The organism is Hydrogenophaga sp. (assembly GCF_035481345.1).
In the GTDB taxonomy this organism is placed as follows: domain Bacteria; phylum Pseudomonadota; class Gammaproteobacteria; order Burkholderiales; family Burkholderiaceae_C; genus Hydrogenophaga.
Genome location: NZ_DATIGV010000214.1, coordinates 1 through 17234 on the forward strand (window position 1 = coordinate 1; position 17234 = coordinate 17234).

Sequence of the window (17234 nt, forward strand, 5' to 3'; positions counted from 1 at the left end):
CCCCCTGCTCTTCACCGTTGCGCCGCGGCGCGAAGGTCACAATCCATGTCGTCCAGCTACCACCCCATGCTCAACGTGGCCATCAAGGCCGCGCGCGCCGCCGGCGCCATCATCAACCGCGCCGCGCTCGACGTCGAAGCCGTGCGGGTGACGGCCAAGCAGACCAACGATTTCGTCACCGAGATCGACCACGCGGCCGAGGCCGCGATCATCGAGACCTTGAAGACCGCCTACCCCGGCCATGGCATCCGGGCCGAGGAGTCCGGTGAGCAGCCCGGCAAGGGTCGCGAGAAAGACCACGTGTGGGTCATCGACCCCCTGGACGGCACCACCAACTTCATCCACGGCTTTCCGGTGTACTGCGTGAGCATCGCGCTCATGGTGGGCAACCGCATCGAACAGGCCGTGGTGTACGACCCCACCCGAAACGACCTGTTCTGCGCCACGCGCGGGCGCGGCGCCTACCTCAACGAGCGCCGCATCCGCGTGGCCAAGCGCACGGCGCTGCGCGACTGCCTGCTGTCCACCGGCTTTCCGTTCCGCCCGGGCGACGCCTTCCAGACCTACATGCAGATGCTGGGCGAGGTGATGCCCAAGGTGGCCGGCGTGCGCCGCCCGGGCTCGGCCGCGCTGGACCTGGCCTACGTGGCAGCCGGCTTCTCCGACGGCTTCTTCGAAATGGGCCTGTCGCCCTGGGACGTGGCGGCGGGCGCGCTGCTGGTGACGGAAGCCGGCGGTCTGATCGGCAATTTCACGGGCGAGCCGGACTTCCTGGAACAGAAGGAATGCGTGGCCGCCAACCCCAAGATCTACGGCCAACTGGTGGCATTGACGGGCAAGTACAGCAAGTTCGCCAGCGCGGGCGACAAGGCAGCCGTGCGCCAGGCGCGCGCGGCAGCACGCAAAACCGTGGGCAAACCGGCGGCGGAGCCCGAAGCGGCGCCCGACACCGAAGACCCGGCCGAGCGCGAATAAGGCTTCACGTCCGCGGCAGGCTGAACCAGAAGGTGGCGCCCTGCCCCGGCGCCGACTCGGCCCACACGCGCCCGCCGTGCCGCTCGACGATGCGCAGCACGATCGCCAGCCCCACGCCCAGCCCCGGCACCTCGCTGTCCGCGTGCAGGCGCTGGAACAAACCGAACAGCTTGGCCGCGCGCGCCATGTCGAAGCCCATGCCGTTGTCGCGCACGAAGTAGGCGTGCAGCGCCTGGTCGTAGCCCACCCACACGCAGGGCGCGGCCTGCTGGCGCGAGTACTTCATGGCGTTGTCGACCAGATTGCTCAGCACCTGGCGCAGCAGCGTCGCATCGCCCATCGCTTCGGGCAATTCGCCCACCTCCACCCGCACCTGCGGCGCCTGCGGTCCCAGCGCCTCGGCCACGGCGTGCGCCAGCGCGGTCATGTCCACCGGGCGGGGCTCCAGCTCCACCTGCACCACGCGCAACAGCTCCAGCATGTCGGTGATCATCTGCCCCATGCTGCGCGCCGAGCGCGAGATGCGCAGGAACATCTCGCGCCCGCTCTCGCTCAGGCGCTGCACTTCCTCCTCGGCCAGGATCTGGGCGAAGCCGTTCACGGAGCGCAGCGGCGCGCGCAGGTCGTGGGCGATGGAATACGAGATGGCCTCCATGTCGCGCATGGAGCGTTCCAGTTCGGCCGTGCGCTCGCGCACGCGCTGTTCCAGGCCGGTGTTGAGGGCACGGATCTGCTCCTGCGCGGCCACGCGCTCGCTGATGTCCAGGTGCGTGCCCGACATGTACAGCGCGCGGTCGTTGGCGTCGCGCTGGTGCACGCGCCCGCGCGAGTTCACCCACACCCAGTGGCCGTCCTTGTGGCGCAGGCGAACGTCGCACTCGTAGTACGGCGACTGGCCCGAGGCGTGGCGGTCGCGCGCCTCGATCGCGCGCGGCAGGTCATCCGGGTGCACACGCGAGGACCAGGTCCTGTGGTCGATGGGCTCCAGCTCGGCGCGGGTGTACCCCAGCATCTCGGCCCAGCGGTCATTGATCTGCATGCTGCCGTCGGCGAGGTTGGTCTCCCAGATGCCGGGTCGTGTGGCCTCCAGCACCCAGGCCAGGCGCTGGCGCTCGCCGCGCAGCGCTTCCTGCGTCTGGATGTAGGAGGTGACGTCGGCGTAGGTGCGCACCAGGCCGCCTTCCGGGAAGCGGAAGGTGTGGATCTCCAGCGTGCGGCCGCCGCGCGTGCGGCGCCAGTACTGCTGGGGCAGTTCAGCCCGGGGGTCGAGCGCCACGTAGTCGCGCGCCCCCGGCTCGACCCAGGCGAAGTCGGGCCCGAAATCACCCCGTTTCGCCTGGTAGGCCACCACGTCGTCGTGCAGGGGGCGCTGGCGCATCATCTCGTCGGGCAGGTCCAGCAGCTCCAGGAAGCGGCGGTTGTAGATGCTCACGCGGCCTTCGGGGTCGATCTTCACGAGCCCCTGGTTGATGCTGTCCAGCGTGACCTGCAGCGCGGCGCTTTTCTCGGCCAACAGGGCGCTGGTGGCCTCCAGTTGGGCGCTGGTGCGCAGGCGCTCGCCGTGGTGGCGCCAGGCCAGCACGAGCTGGCGCAGCGCGCCCAGCAGCGGCTGCAGAAAGGCCACGTCATCCTCGCTGTAGCCGCCGGGCTGGTTGGCCAGGCCCACCATGGCCACCAGGCGCTCACCCACCGCGAGCGGTATGCCGAGGAAAGCGTTCAGCCCGGGGTGGCCAGCGGGCATGCCACTCGCGCGCGGGTCGTGGCGAGGGTCATTGGCGATGACGGTCTCACCGGTGCGCAGCGCGTGGCCGAACAGGGTGTGCAGGTTGCGGAACTCCATGCCCGTGTCGGCGTGCGCCGCGTACGCCAGGCGCGAGGCCTCGTCCCACGAGATGTCGGTCATCGCGTGCGTGCGCAGGTAGGCCTGGTCCTTGTCGTCGTACAGCACTTCGCCCAGAAAACCGTAGCCGCTGCCGGTGACGCTGAGGAAGGCATCGAGCAGGCCCTCGAACGCGCGGCGCTTGTCGTCGGCTTCGATGAACACCGACTGCGCCTGCGTGATGGCCGCCAGCATGCGGTTGACGCGCTCGCGGCGCTGCGCATCCAGGCGCGCTTCGGTCACGTCGGTGGCCAGCCCGTGCCAGACCACGCTGCCGTCGGGCTCGCGCTGCGGCGTGCTCTCCAGGCTGAGCCAGCGCAAGCCCAGCTTGGGCAGCATCACGCGGTAGGTTTCACGCCAGGGCAGCAGGTGCCTGGCCGAGCGCGCCAGCGTATTGACCACGCGCTCGCGGTCGTCGGGGTGCAGCACGCGAAACAGCTTGCGTGGCTCGCGCATGAGCGCTGCCGCGTCCTCGTCGAACAGCTCGCGCACGGCCTCGTTGATGTAGCCCAGCTCGCTGCGCCCGTCGGGCGTGAGGCGGGCCTGGTAGAAGATGCCCGGCACGCGCGCAGCGATGTTCTGCAGCAGCTTGAGCTGCTCGGCCAGGCGCTCGCGGGCCGCGCGTTCGGTGGTGATGTCCTGCACCACGCCGAAGTCGGTCTGCGGGTTGCCCTTGACCATGGTCTGGCCGGTGCGCGTGCGGAACCAGCGGATGCGGCCGTCGGGGTGGCGCCAGCGGAACTCCACCTCGCGGCTGTCGCGGCTGTTGCGGGCCTCCAGCCAGTGAGGCATGTCGTCCGGGTGGATGCCGCCGCGCACCACGGCGCGGGTGAGGCCCTTGCCCGGCGTCAGGCCGGTGATGGCGTAGAGGCCGGGCGACCAGGAGACCTCCTGCTCGCTCTCGGCGTTCGTCCAGTAGCCCACGTGCGCGGTCTGCTCCATCAGGGAGTGCAGCTCCACGCGCTGCTGCAGTTCGCGGTTGGCCTCGCGCAAGGCCATGGCAGTCTGCTCGCGCGCGGCTTCTGCCATCACCTCGCGCTCGGCGTGTGTGATCTGCACCAGCAGCAGTGCCTCGGGCCGTTGCGACGTGGCCGGCAGCACCGCCACGTGCATGCGCACCAGGTGCGGGTCGCCGCCCTTGAAACGCACCGTGGTGGGCGCCAGCGTGCCGGGCACCTTGGCCAGCGCGGCGTTGCGCTCGGCCTCGTCGGTCCAGTGCCCCAGTTCCACCGTGGTGCGCCCGATCGCGTCGCGCCGGGCGATGCCCGAGAGGGCCTCCCAGGCGGCGTTGACGTCCATCACCAGGCCGTCGCGCACGCGCGTGATGCAGGCGGCCACCGGCGAGAGGTGGAAGAGCTCGTCGTAAGGCAGTGGCGCCCCGGCGTCCATGATGGCTTCAGGCAAAAGGCCGCGTGCCGCCGAAGTCGCCGATCGGCACGGTGTGGCTCACCAGCCGGCCGCCGTGCCACAGGTGCAACTGAAATCCGGGAGTCTCCATGACGTATCCATCGGCCGAGGACCCCAGGAGGTTGAGCGCGATCTGGTGCGCCGTGCTCGGACAGACCATGGCCACGGTGCCGCCGAAGCGAACCTGGATGGCGCGGTGCAGGTGGCCGCAGAGAATGGCCTGCACCTGGCCGTGCCGCCGCACGATGGCCTCCAGCGCCTCGGCGCCTTCGAGCAGGCCCATCTCGTCCATGTGCCCGATGCCGGTGGCGAACGGGGGATGGTGCATGGCGATGACGGTGGGCGTGGCGTCCTCGGCCAGGCGCTGATCGAGCCAGTCGAGCCGGCGCGCACACAGGGCGCCGTGACCCTTCAGGGGCACCACCGTGTCCAGAGCCAGCAGCCGCAAGGGCCCCAGGGCGGCGGCGTACTGCCAAAAGCCGGGCAGGCGGGCCGAGTGCGGACCGATGCGCCCGGCGAAGGCCTCAGCCAGGGACTCGCGCTCGTCGTGGTTGCCCGCCAGCGGGTACAGCGGCAGATCGACCGGCGCGAGCAGTTGCAGCAGGTGGGCGTAGGAATCCGGTCCGCCCGCCTCCACCAGGTCACCGGACAACAGCAGCGCGTCGGGCCGGGGTTGCAGCGCCGCCACAGCACGCAGGCCTTCGCGGGCCATGGCGTTGGTGTCGACCACACCATTGGCCAGTTGGCCCGGGGCACAGACGTGCAGGTCGGACACCTGGGCGATCAGCATGCGGGGGTGGGGCTCGTGGGATGGCTGGCGCGGGGCATCCGTGCATCATCCACGCCGACCCCAGGCCCGGCAAGCCCTCGAAACCCCGGGCATCCCCTCGTTCAGGGGATGTTGATTTCTGTCCGGTCTGGCACCTGCCGGTTCAGTCGAGCTTGATGCTGGCCTTGGCCACCAGGCGCGCATAGCGCTCCTGCTCGGCCTTGAGGAAGGCCGCGGATTGCTCCGGGCTCATGGGCTGGATGAAGTTGTCCTGCCTGGCCATGGCCGCCTTGACCTCGGGATCGGCGAAGGCCGCCACCACAGCGTCGTGCAGGCGCCGCACCTGGGCGGCGGGCAGGCCCTTGGGGCCCACCACCGCGAACCAGCCCGCCACGTCCACCGAGGGGAAACCCTGCTCGGCGATGGTGGGCAGATCGGGCAGCGAGGCCACGCGCTGCGCGCCCATGACGCCAATGGCGCGCATGCGCCCGGCCGCCAGGTGGCCCTGCACCGCCGGCACCGCGCCCACGCCGAACTCCACCTGGCCCGAGATGATGTCCACCATCATCGGCCCCATGCCCTTGTAGGGCACGTGCTGCACCTTCACATCCAGCGCGTCCACGAACATCTCGCCCGCCAGGTGGATGATGGTGCCGTTGCCCGAGGAGCCCATGTTGAACTGGCCGGGGCGCGACTTCAGCAGGGCCTGCATCTCCTTCGCGTCCTTCGCGGGCACCTTGGCCGGGTTCACCACCAGCACGAAGGGCGAGCCGCCAACCACGCAGATCGGCGTGATGTCGGCCAGGCTGTCGTACGGCAGGCTCTTGTAGACGCTGGGGTTGACCGCGTGGTTGTTGGAGATGACGGCCACCGTGAGGCCGTCGGCCGGCGCGCGCACCAGCGCGTGCGTACCGGTGATGCCGCCCGCGCCGGGCAGGTTCTCGATCACCACCGACTGCCCGCCCAGGGCCTTGCTCAACGCGTTCTGCGTCGAACGCATGATGGTGTCCACGCCCGAGCCGGCGCCCAGGGGCAGGATGACTCGCAGCGGCGCGGACGGGGCCTGCGCGAAGGCGGGAACGCCCAGGCTGGCGGCGGTGGCCAGCGCCAGCACGTGGCGGCGGCGCAGTGTCGGGGTCTTGTGCATGGTGTGTCTCCTCTTCTGGGGGTGCGTGAAGCCCGGGCGTGCGCTCAGGCGGATTGGGGTGCGGGTGTCCGGCGGCCCAGCACCTCCTCGGTGTGCTCGCCCACGGCGGCCAGGGGGTGGCGCACGCCGGGGCGGCGGCCGCCCATGAGCAAGGGCAGCAGCACCACCTGCGTGGTGTCGCCGTCGTCGGTGGCCATGGGCACCAGGCCCCCGCTTTGCAGCAGGTGCTCGTCGGCCACCAGTTGATCGGGGCGCATCACGCGGGCGTACGGCAGGCCAGCGGCCTGCAGGCGCTCGCAGAGCCCGTCGATGGCGTGCGCGCGCAGCGTGCGGCCCAGTTCGGCCAGCAGCTCGGGGCGCCGCGCCACGCGCTGCGCGTTGGTGGCCAGGCCCGGGTCGCCGGCCAGGTCCTCGCGGCCCAGCACGCCGCACAGGGCCAGGAACTGCTTGTCGCTCACGGCGCCGATGAACAGCTGCTCGCCATTCGCCACCTCGAAGGTGTCGTACACGCTCCAGGCCGACACGCGCGCCGGAAACGGCGGTGGCACCTCGCCCGTCATCTGGAACTGCTGCATGTGCTGCGCGGCGAGCAGGCAGCAGTTCTCGAACAGCGCGCTCTGGATGGCCTGGCCGCGCCCGGTGCGCTCGCGCTCGCGCAGCGCGGCCAGCACGCCGATGGCCCCGAACATGCCGCCCATGATGTCGTTGACGCTGCTGCCCGCGCGCAGCGGTCGACCGGGCGGACCGGTCATGTAGGTGAGCCCGGCCATGTTCTGCACCACCTCATCCAGCGCCAGACGGTCCTCGTACGGCCCGGGCAGGAAACCCTTGTGCGACACGGTGATCAGCCGCGGGAAGTCGCGCGACAGCGCCTCGTGGCCCAGGCCCAGGCGGTCCATCAGGCCGGGGCGGAAGTTCTCGATCAGCACGTCGCTCGCGCCGATGAGCTCGCGTGCGCTCGCCAGGCCCTCGGGCGTCTGGATGTCGAGCACCACGCTTTTCTTGTTGCGATTGAAGCTGCGGAAGAAGCCGATGCCCAGGCCCGGCAGGTGGCGTGTCTTGTCGCCTCCGGGTGGCTCCACCTTGATGACCTCCGCGCCCAGGTCGGCCAGGATCATCCCGCAGGTGGGGCCCATGACCATGTGCGTGAACTCGACAACGCGCACGCCCTCGAGCGGCAGGCCGGTGTTGCTCGAACTCATTCGCTCAACTCCAGGTGCTGCGGCACGCCCGCGCGCCACAGCGTGCCGTGAGTGGCTTCACCATCGAGCCATTGCGCCAGATCGGCGCGCAGCGACAGCAGCGGCGCCAGGCGGATGCCGGTGCGCACGCCCATGGCCGCGAGCATGAAGGCCAGATCCTCGGTGGTGGCGTTGCCGCTGGCCCCGGGCGCGTGCGGACAGCCGCCGATGCCGGCCAGCGAGGCGTCGAAACGCGCCACGCCCAGTTGCAGCGCGGCCAGGGTGTTGGCCAGCGCCAGGCCACGCGTGTCGTGAAAGTGCCCGCCCGCGAAGCGCTCGCCCGCGAGCTTCAGGGCCTGCTCGAACAGCCGGCTCACGGCCGCCGGGTCGGCGTGGCCCACGGTATCGGCCAGGCTCACGCGGTCGGCGCCCGCATCCAACAGCGCGGCCATCAGACGCAGCACCTCGGCAGGCTTCACCTCACCCTGAAGCGTGCAGCCGAAGGCCGTGCCCACACCGCCCTCGATCAGCGTGGACCGGCCCGAGGCGTCGCGCGCGGCGCGGATGCGCGCCATCTCGGCCACCACCTCGTCGGGCGTCTTGCGCAGGTTGGCCAGGCTGTGCGCGTGGCTGGCCGACAGCGGCAGCAGCATCAGGTCGGCACCGGCCGCCAGCGCGCGCTCGGCGCCCTTGAGGTTGGGCACCAGCACGCTGGCCACCAGGCCAGGCAAGGTCTTCGCGTAGGCCAGCACCTCGGCCGTGTCGGCCAGTTGCGGCAGCAGGTGCGGCGGCACGAAGGAGCCGACCTCGATCTCGCGCTGGCCAGCCTCGAACGCGCGGCGCACCCAGGCGCGCTTGCGTTCGGTGCTCAGCACGGTGGCGATGCTCTGCAGGCCATCGCGCAGGCCGACTTCGCGGATCACCGCGTGGGTGGGCAGGGTCAGCATCGTTTCCTTGTCTCCGGGGTTCGGCTAGAGTGTGTTGGCTTCCCATACGGACTTCAAGTGAATATTTGGAAGCCATTGAATTCCCGATCGGAACCCATGAGAGACCTGGACCTGAAAAGCCTGCGCCTGTTCGTGGCGGTGTGCGACCACGGCAACATCAAGGCCGCTGCCGCGCAGGAGCACATCGAGCCCTCGGCCATCAGCAAGCGGCTGGCGCAACTGGAAGACGCCGTGGGCCAGCCCCTGCTGCTGCGAGGGCGCCAGGGGGCCAGGCCTACGCCGGCCGGTCAGGCGCTGCTGGAGCATGCGCGAGGCCTGCAGTTCACGCTCGCGCGCATCGACGCCGACATGGCGGCGTTTCGCGGCAGCATCCGCGGACAGGTGCGCCTGGTCGCCAGCGTCTCGGCCATCGCCGAGGCCTTGCTGGACGACATCGCCGCCTTCATGCGCGAGCCGCAGCACCAGGACATCAAGGTCGACATCGAAGAGCGCATCTCGCGCGAGATCGTCGGCCTGGTGCGCGACGGCGTGGTGCCGCTGGGCATCTGCTGGGACCGCATCGACTTCGGTGGGCTGGCCACCCTGCCCTACCGCGGCGACGAGTTGGTGCTGGCGGTGCCCGGGGGACACGCCTTGGCCGGGCGCGAGGCCTTGCGCCTGGCGGAAGCGCTGGACCACCCCCACGTGGGCCTGCCACCCACCACCGCCGTGCACTCCATGCTGCACCGCGAGGCCGCGGCGCTGGGGCGCTCATTCAACTACCGGGTGGTGGTGTCGAGCTTCGACGCCGCGCTGCGCGTGGTGGGCGCCGGCCTGGGGGTGAGCGTGGTGCCGCGCGAGGTGAGCACGCCGCACACGCTGGACGGGCGCGTGCGGCTGGTTTCATTGAGCGAGCCGTGGGCTCAGCGGCGGTTTGCGATCTGCTTCCGGCGCCGGGAGGACTTGAGCCCGGCGGCGGGGCGGTTGGTGGAGCATTTGTGCTGGCAGGCGGGGGGTGCCTGAGCCAGCGCACGCAGCAGGGCTTTCAGTTCCAGCAACCAGAGGCGGCCGCAGCGCCTTTCGCCCCGGTCTGGGTCAGGGTCAGGGTGCCACAGCGGGTGTCGCCCGCTTGCGGCCCTTGTGGCACCGCCCGCAGGGTGTAGGCCGACGCCGTGGGATTGGCCGTGAACGAGAAGGTGTAAGCGCCACCCAAGTCGTTGCGGCAAGCCAGTGCAGGCAGTTGCGCACTGGTCAGCGCGGTACCACAGCCCGCGCCGGTCACGTCGTAGCGCAAGCAGGTGGTGTAGTTGCGCTCCATCCACTGCGAGAGCTCCGTCAGGCACGCGGTGGCCGTTGCCCGGCGCGTCTTCTGCACGTGGCTGGTGTAGCTTGGGTACGCCACGGCCGCGAGAATTGCAACGATGGCCACCGTGATCATCAGTTCGATCAAGGTGAAGCCTCGCGGCCGTTTGAGGAGTTGGCGTTGGAGCATGGAGATCCCTTGCGATAACGGGTGGCGGTCAATCGCGCACGATCTCGCGCCAGGACAGGCGACCCTTCAGAGGCGTGGCACCGGTGTTGATCCGGATATGGAACGGAGGCGGTCCGGACAGACCCACCACGAGCCGGTTGCCGATGATGATCGCCTCGCCGGGCAGGCCTCCGCCCGTTTCAACCGAGCTCGCATAGGAGCCGTCACTCAGCGCATCGTCGGCGAAGCTGCCGCTGTCGTTCAGGTCGAAGAAGGGCTTGGCCAGCCGCGCGCAGGTGAACGGGTTGACGGCGTTGACGTAGCCCCGGCCACCGGGCACGCACTGGTCCACTGTCTCAGGAATGATCGAGCTGGCGATCAGCGTGGGTTCGGCCAGGCGGAAGAGATTGGCGCGGGTGACGATGCGTTCACCCGCTTCGGGCATATCGACGAAGCAGCCGAGCTTGCCGGACATGTCGCCCGCCGCGGTCTGGGCGCTGAGCGAGCGCACCACACGGCGGATTTCCGGGTTGTTGGGGCCCACCGGTTGACTTGGATCGCGCCGCCCGACGAACACGATCTGGGAAGACAGTGTGCGTTCGAAGAGCTGCGAACGGTTGGTGTGGGGTGTGGCCGCGTCGTCAATGATGCTGTAGAGCGTCTGCTTGCGGGTGTTGGCGGGATCGGTCGTCTGGAAGTAACTGCCGGTGCCAAAAAACACGAAACGCTTGTTGAAGTTCGGGTCCACGCTGACGCTGTTGATTGCCACCGTCATCGGTGCCGTGATGGGCTGGAGGTTGCCCAGACCATCGCGCGCCACGTAGATCGGCGCGCCGCTGTTGGACACCGACCAGGTGGCCGGATCGGTGCCGCTCAGGTCGAAGCGCCACACTTGTCCGTACAGGTCACCGGCATATGCCACGTCGATCCGGCCATCGTTCGTGGCGTCGAATACACCCGGCATCGCGAGTCCATTGCCGCCCCCAACCACCAGGGCCGTCGTCGGCACCACCAGCTTGCGGATCAGCGCACCGGTGGCGAGGTTGAACACGTACAGCGCCGCGGACTCATTGGTGCTGTTGTAGCCATTGCCCACCACCACGACATCGGTCCCATTGGCGGCTTTCGCGATGACGGGACGGCCCAGCATCCGGCCAAGGTCTGCATCGGTGGTGGAGAAGTACTCCCACTTCACGTCGTTGGCGCTGAAGCTGTAGGGGTTGGTCACGTCCAGGCCGAACAGCCCTTTGCCCCCCCGCCCCAGCGTGGCCACCAGGTAGTTGCGGGCCGGGCTGCCAACCTGTGAGGACACCACCACGTCACCATCGACGAAGTACTCATGGTTGACGTTGTAGCCCACCGCCGCGAGATTGCGCAGGCGGGGCAGCACGGCACTGGGCACATAGGCGAAAAGCTCCGTTCCAGGCCTCACGGAGTTGGTGGAGCTGAGTGGCAGCGTGGAGAACGCGTGCAGCATGCCGCCGTTGGAACCGACGAACACCACCGAACTGTCCTTGCTGTACGCTGGCGAGGAATGCGCAATGTCGCCCAGCACGGTGTTGGCGCTGCGATCGCGGAACGTACCGCCACGGGAATATTCATACGTGTCCGCGCCGCGGACGTAATTGAACATTCGCTGGCCCAGGGTGGCATCGGCGCCAAAGTAACTGGTTCTCTCGGCGGAGGACAGATTGCCCCAGAGAAACTCCTTGCCCTTGTTCGCGCCACTGGCGTCCGACCAGTAAAAGATCCGGCGCGCGGCGTTGCTGTTCTTCGGCAGCTCGGCGGCCGCATTCCAGTCGGCTGTCTGGCTCACGCCGCTGGAGCTGGCGCGGTAGGCCAGCAGGTCGCCGGACCACCGGCTATTGTTGAAGGTGGCTTGGAAGACGTATGACTCCTCCTCCAGGCGCGTGCTGTTGGCAATGATGTTGCCGCCGCTGGCGCTGTTATTGGCAATGTTCTCGAGGGCGCGGCGCAGCGAGGCCTTGAGGTTCAAGGGGTTCTGCACCAGGAAGTAGTTGTCCGGCACGCCATCGCCGACGGTGCCATCGCTCCTCACGGGCAAGGCGTCCCATTCCGATTGGCGCGTGGGGCCGACGCCCGTGCTGTTGTCGTCGTCCTCCTTGACGTAGCCGCCGTACTTGGCCACGTACCACAGCGGATCCTTGAGCAGTTGCGCGCTCGTGCCGCCCGTGTTCGGGCGGAACACGTAGGTGTGTGCGGCATCGCCGAGGCTGGGCAGTGTGGCGCAGGCGGCGGGCATGTCGGCCGTGTTGTCGTAGTTGCAATAGCCGGCCCATTGACCGGGCGGCACGTTCAGGTAGTAACGCGGCGAGTTGTTCTGGTCCCTGGCCACCAGGTACACGCCGTCACGCACCGTGCCGCCCGCATCGGTGACGCCCGAGATCACGAAGCCCATGTGTTGCTGCATGCTGCCGGCTTGATAGGTCGGCACCACGGTGACGCGCAGCTGGCCGTTCAGCACTTCGACGGTGTAGCGCGCGATCGCGTCCATGTCGTGGTCGCCACCCTGCTCCACGTCCTCGAAGTTGATCTGGAACACGGCGCGGTAGCCTTCACCGGTCGCGGCATTGGTTGGCAGCGTCAGTTCCTCAACGTAATAGTCGACGATCTGGTTCGTGGGTTGGTAGGCCGTCTTGGCGTTGGAGATGCTATCGTTGCCACCGACCGACTTGGCGAAGGGCACCAGTGACACCTTGCGCCCGTTGATGCTCACCTCGATGGTGGGCAAAGGCGAACTCAATGCCACCACGTAGCTGTCGATGTTGACATTCGCCGCGCTGTGCGTATTGCTCAGGTCACGACGGATGTTGTTGGTCTTGGCCCAGTAGGCCAGCGCGGCTGAATAGAAGCTGCCTTGCTTGCTCGTTTCGTCCGGCGCCAGGCCACGCACGGAGCCAAGACCGGCCACCGACTTGGGCGTCGGCGCATTGTCGGCAGTCCCCGTGCCCGATTGGCCGATGAAGAAAGTCTTTCCCGTGATTGCCGACGCCACCACCCGGTCCTCGATACCGGAGATGTTATTGGCCACGGTCGTCACGTTAAGGCCCGACAGGTTGCCTGAGGAGTCGCTGAAGGTGTTGAAGGTCGATCCGGGAACACTGTCCGAATCGAAAGACGGATTGATGTTCGAGACGACGAGGAAATTGGGACGTGCGCAGTATTGCGCCCGGGCGGTGCTGTTGTTCGCGTAAGGATCGTCCCAGGCCGCGCTGCTCAGGCCGACTGCTGTGTCGAGCGTACGTTGATCCGAGCTATCGAAACCGTTGCTGGGCGCGTTCGCCCCGGCGAAGTAGCGCAGTCCCTCGTACATCATTTCGCCGATCGGATTGCCCCAGTCCACGAACTCTCCTTCGGTAGGTGCCCGAGCGGAGGCGGCGTAGGGGCCGGAGAATGCGTACTCGTTGCTGCTGCTCGATTGGTTGAAGCCGCGGATGCGCAGGTTGTTGAAGCTTGTGACGATGGGCGCGTTCGCGCCGGTCTGAAAAACGCCGGAGTTGGCATTGATCTCATTGGCAAACGAGGACACAACCTTGCGCAGACGGCCACCGGTCATGTGGCGGTCGTAACTGCCTGTGATCAGGCCGAACAGCATGGCGTCGTTCTCGCCGTACTCGTGCAGCAGTCCGATGGGCTTGATGTTGCCGTTGGGATAGCGCTTGCAGTCCGTGTTGTAGCTGGCCGTACACACCAGCACACGCACGGTGTAATTCGACTCCGGGTTGTCCGCTGTGAAGCTGCCCGCCGACAGGCTGTCGTGCAGCACCGGCCGCTCCTTCGAGGCCCACTCCCAGATGCGCCGGTTCTCTACGTTGGGGCGGATACGCAACAAGGGCCTGCGTCCGCTGCAATCGGACAAAGTGCTGCAATTGACGCCGTTCGTGGCCGTCAGGCTGCCGAAGAAATGTCGCCGGTTGGTGGCCGTGGGCAGCGCCAGCGGCGTGTAGTCGCTGATGTCATAGCCGTCGGTCGCGACGTTGCGGTATTCCTTGCCCCAGCTATGGGCATCTTGCGGGATGTAGGCACGCCGCAGGATGGTCTTGCCGTCGATATCGACCTCCCGATGACCGCCATACAGCACCTTTCGCAGCGCATCGATTCGGCTCGTCGTCATGTAGTTGAGCCAGTTGCCTGACCATTCGGCATCGCCTGTACCCACACAGCGGCCCGAGGCGTCCGCAGTCGCCGCAGGCTCAAACTGCTCATTGGCCTGTCCCTGCCCATCGACGTAGCGGTAGCAGACCTTGGAATCGAACAGCCCGTAGTAGGTGATCGCCGGCTTGAACCGGATGTCCAGCACCCCATCGCCATCGACATCGCTGGCGTCGTTGTATGCCTCGTAGAACAGCCGGTGATCGCGTCCCGCGATGAGCATGGTCATCGGCTTGGCGTTGATGGTCGCTGTCAGCGGCACGTTGGGGATCGCCAGCGGCGCTGCCACGGCATCGACGTGGCTGGTGAACAGCTGCACCGACAGCGCGCCGAGCAGCAGCGCGAACTTGGCGGCGCCGTTGAGCAAGCTCTGGGGTTTCATGGGTCGGCTCCCTGGGATATCAATCGGTGGCATAGGTGGACTGCACCATCACGCTCGCCCGGTCCGCCCCGGCGTTGCTGCGTGCCGTGATGCGGTAACGCTTGCAGTCGGTGGACGTGGACGGGGAGCCCGGTTCGCATTCGAAGGTATTGCCTAGGTATTCCACAAAGTACTGCGGCGTCAGGCTGACCGATCCACTGGTGACCGTGGCGGCGTTCTGCCACCCGGCAAACGTCGGATCGAGCCAGCGTGGCGTGGCCGTCGACAACGGCGCGGGACACACGCCCGCCGCGCAGGCACCGCCCGCCACCGGCTTATTGAGCGCCACCATGGCTTCGGCCTCCCGCAAAGCCGCCTCGGCAGCCTGGAACGACACGCTGCGGTCGTAGGTGTGCCCCGTCATGCGCTCTTCGAGCGACACGGACCGCATCGCATTGAGGCCCACCAGCGCCATGATCGCCAGCAAGACGAGCGCGACGACGAGAACCACGCCGCGCTGATTCGCACCAGCGCTCACAGAAAGGGAGAAGGAGGAACGACTCATGTTCATTGAGCGCGGTTGCGCAGGGTCACGGCGTACACCTGCTCGCGGCGCAAGGACTGCTGGTCGGTGCCAACGGCTTGCAGCGAAACAAGCGAAAGATGGATGCGCATGGCAACCGGCAAGTCCGTACCGCCGTCCGACCAATTGGTGATGGCTGATGCCTCAACCCAGTTGTTGGCCAACACCCCGGAAGTGGCGTTGCGCGTGAGGTAACGCAATTGCATGTCCGTCACGCCATCCGTGATTTCCTCCCGACTGATCCGGCCCGCACGGTAAAGCGATCGCCCCCCACGGGGGTTGTTGCCGATGTACCAGAAGCCCGGATTCAGACGGCTGATGACGCTGCCCTCTGTGAACGTCTTGGGGGTGCCGTTCGTGGTGCACAGGGTGGGATACCCCAGGCCCTTGGTGCAGTTGCCCGGCACCTCCTCGCCCGTGTTGTGCACGATCGTCGTGTTCGTTCCGGACTGCGCGCTCGTGATCTGCGTAATGGCGGCCGACTGGTTGTCGCACACCATCACAACCTCTCCGTCGGCGATGCCATGGTTGATGGTGCTCAACTCGAACGACGCTGCGGTGGGGTTGTGCGTCACCACGGTAGCCGCATCGTTGGTGTTGGCGCTCATGACGAGCACTGCATCGGTATTGAGGACACGCTCGCCCACGGCCGAGCCGGTGGGAACGATGTCCGCGGCTGCCACGTTGCCTTCGAAGCCGCGCACCGGGCCGGCCGCAAAATCCGTATACCAGTTGGCGGTCGGGTTGACGAGCACATTGGCGATCAGCCGGGCGCCGCAGGGGTTACCCCCGGCCTGGCGCAGCTCACGAGACAGCAGCTCGAAGGCAATGCGGCCGCCCTCCTGCAAGCGGGCCAGGCCTTCGTTGGTGCGCGCCGCCTGCTGGTTGGTCACGTACACGCTGACGACACCCAGCACCAGCAGCAGGCCCAACACCATGCTCACCATCAATTCGATGAGCGTAAGGCCGCGCTGAGCGCGGCGCATGAAGGGGGGCACAAGATTGGCGGTCACAACCGGCTCCTCGTCGTGAAGCGCTGCTGGCCCTCGCCGCCCGCCCGCGAGTCATCCCAGGTGATCTGGATGGTGCACTCACCGTTGCTCTCGCAACGAATGGCCCCACAGGACTGCGCGTCGTTGCCCAGGCCGGCCTTGATGGCGTTGAGCCAGTCCTCGCGGCTGTTGTCGATCAGCGTGTCCTGCGGCACATCGCCCACGCTGCAGACGGGTGTCAGCACGGCGCCGGGCGCCGCGTTCGTATCGGTGTTGTAGCGCCCCAGCAAGGCTTCGCCGCGATCGGCGCGCATCATGTCCAGCATGAAGTAGCTCAGCATGACCGCCTGACTGCGCGCGTAGCTGCTTTGGTTGCCGCGCAGCGCGTTGGCCTGAAGCCCGGCCATGCCCAGCAAACCGATGGCCAGGATGACCACGGACACCAGGATCTCGATGAGCCCCGCTCCGCGCTGGCGCCGGAACGGAACACGTTGGGAGGAATTCGCGCGCATGGTCATGTGGGGGCGGGACAAGTGGCGAGCACGGAAGGATTTGACGACGCCAGCCGGCCAGCCGCACTGATGTCGAGCCGACGGGCCCGCGCGGCGTCCGTCAGGCTTGCGAGAGTGGAGCACGTGCGCAGACCACCCGCCAGCGCTGCACCGGCCATGGTGCGCACCGTCCCGTCCGCCGCGAAAGATACATAGTTGGCCAGGGCGGCCGTGCCCTGGATGGTGATGCCGTCGGCTTGGCGACCAACGCGGCTGACGATGACCTCGCCCGCGTCCACGGAAGCATTGGCGCCTGCGCGCGTGGTGTCGACGAACACGATCCAACCCTGCTCCCAGCCGCCAACAAGGGTGCAGGCAGCGCCGTCGGCGCTCTTGCACACGGAGACCCGACTGCCGCGGCGGATGGCTTCGCTTCGCGCCAGTGCCATGGTGTTCACCACCTCGGCGGCCGAGGCGCTGAGCCGGTTGCTGGCCGCCGTACCGCGAAAGCTCGGCACCGCAATGGCCATGAGGATCGCCAACAGCGCCAGGCCAACCAAAAGCTCGATCAGCGTTACGCCGCCGATCGCCCGAATTGAGCGCTTTCGTATACAGGTATGGGGTGACCGAGCGTGCATCCCGACATGCTTCCGCGTCCCCGCGCGCCCACGCGACCGGCCAGACGGGCGTCCATAGGGCAACGACGAGCGGTTACAAATGGATGCGTCTTGCATCGTGAGGATGGCCGAGGCACTTTGGCGCCAAGCCGGCAAATGGGGGTACCGGCATCCTCGGTGCTGCAGGCCCGGGGTTCCTCCGGCGACCTGACGAAAGGCCGTATTGGCCGCCCGACAACGATCGGCCAGACGGATGCGGCCA

At 67.8% G+C, this 17234-nt stretch carries 13 protein-coding genes; 2 read left to right on the forward strand and 11 right to left on the reverse strand.

Annotated features, from left to right (window positions below; genetic code table 11):
• Nucleotides 1-45 precede the first annotated feature (45 nt).
• Nucleotides 46-975, forward strand: coding sequence for an inositol monophosphatase family protein (locus VLG41_RS22070; RefSeq protein ID WP_325351528.1), 930 nt, complete (start codon nt 46-48; stop codon nt 973-975).
• A gap of 4 nt (nt 976-979) precedes the next feature.
• On the opposite strand, the gene VLG41_RS22075 is transcribed toward VLG41_RS22070, so the two are convergent.
• The 5 genes from VLG41_RS22075 to VLG41_RS22095 form a co-directional block, all read right to left on the reverse strand.
• The gene (locus tag VLG41_RS22075) at nt 980-4243 is read right to left on the reverse strand and encodes a PAS domain-containing protein (protein WP_325351529.1); all 3264 of its coding nucleotides are present in this window, start codon (nt 4241-4243) and stop codon (nt 980-982) included.
• Between the two features lie 7 nt (nt 4244-4250).
• Nucleotides 4251-5051 (reverse strand): phosphodiesterase, encoded by an 801-nt coding sequence (locus tag VLG41_RS22080; protein WP_325351530.1) that lies wholly within the window; start codon nt 5049-5051, stop codon nt 4251-4253.
• A 142-nt stretch (nt 5052-5193) separates the two neighbouring features.
• Nucleotides 5194-6177 carry a tripartite tricarboxylate transporter substrate binding protein gene (locus VLG41_RS22085; RefSeq protein WP_325351531.1) on the reverse strand — a complete coding sequence of 328 codons (984 nt, stop codon included), beginning with the start codon at nt 6175-6177 and terminating at the stop codon, nt 5194-5196.
• A 44-nt stretch (nt 6178-6221) separates the two neighbouring features.
• A complete protein-coding gene (locus VLG41_RS22090; protein ID WP_325351532.1) occupies nt 6222-7379 on the reverse strand; it encodes a CaiB/BaiF CoA-transferase family protein in 1158 nt (385 codons plus the stop codon).
• The gene (locus VLG41_RS22095; protein WP_325351533.1) at nt 7376-8305 is read right to left on the reverse strand and encodes a hydroxymethylglutaryl-CoA lyase; all 930 of its coding nucleotides are present in this window, start codon (nt 8303-8305) and stop codon (nt 7376-7378) included. Before VLG41_RS22095 ends, VLG41_RS22090 begins: the two co-directional genes overlap by 4 nt.
• Before the next feature lie 96 nt (nt 8306-8401).
• On the opposite strand from VLG41_RS22095, the gene VLG41_RS22100 reads away from it, so the two are divergent.
• Nucleotides 8402-9307, forward strand: a complete 906-nt coding sequence (locus tag VLG41_RS22100) for a LysR family transcriptional regulator (protein ID WP_325351534.1) — start codon at nt 8402-8404, stop codon at nt 9305-9307.
• A 22-nt stretch (nt 9308-9329) separates the two neighbouring features.
• Here VLG41_RS22100 and VLG41_RS22105 read toward each other — a convergent pair whose 3' ends face one another.
• Genes VLG41_RS22105 through VLG41_RS22130 form a run of 6 tightly spaced genes read right to left on the reverse strand, consistent with a single transcriptional unit; the run spans nt 9330 to nt 16993 of the window.
• The gene (locus tag VLG41_RS22105) at nt 9330-9776 is read right to left on the reverse strand and encodes a type IV pilin protein (RefSeq protein ID WP_325351535.1); all 447 of its coding nucleotides are present in this window, start codon (nt 9774-9776) and stop codon (nt 9330-9332) included.
• Nucleotides 9777-9804: 28 nt separating this feature from the next.
• Nucleotides 9805-14310, reverse strand: coding sequence for a pilus assembly protein (locus VLG41_RS22110; RefSeq protein ID WP_325351536.1), 4506 nt, complete (start codon nt 14308-14310; stop codon nt 9805-9807).
• Between the two features lie 19 nt (nt 14311-14329).
• Complete coding sequence (locus VLG41_RS22115; RefSeq protein ID WP_325351537.1) at nt 14330-14854, reverse strand: pilus assembly protein; 525 nt, start codon at nt 14852-14854, stop codon at nt 14330-14332.
• Nucleotides 14855-14856: 2 nt separating this feature from the next.
• Nucleotides 14857-15885: a prepilin-type N-terminal cleavage/methylation domain-containing protein gene (locus VLG41_RS22120; protein ID WP_325351538.1), complete on the reverse strand. Its 1029-nt coding sequence runs from the start codon at nt 15883-15885 to the stop codon at nt 14857-14859.
• Nucleotides 15882-16376 carry a type IV pilus modification protein PilV gene (gene pilV, locus VLG41_RS22125; protein WP_325351539.1) on the reverse strand — a complete coding sequence of 165 codons (495 nt, stop codon included), beginning with the start codon at nt 16374-16376 and terminating at the stop codon, nt 15882-15884. The genes VLG41_RS22120 and pilV overlap by 4 nt, the downstream gene beginning before the upstream one ends.
• Nucleotides 16377-16378: 2 nt before the next feature.
• A complete protein-coding gene (locus VLG41_RS22130; protein WP_325351540.1) occupies nt 16379-16993 on the reverse strand; it encodes a GspH/FimT family pseudopilin in 615 nt (204 codons plus the stop codon).
• Between the last annotated feature and the right edge of the window lie 241 nt (nt 16994-17234).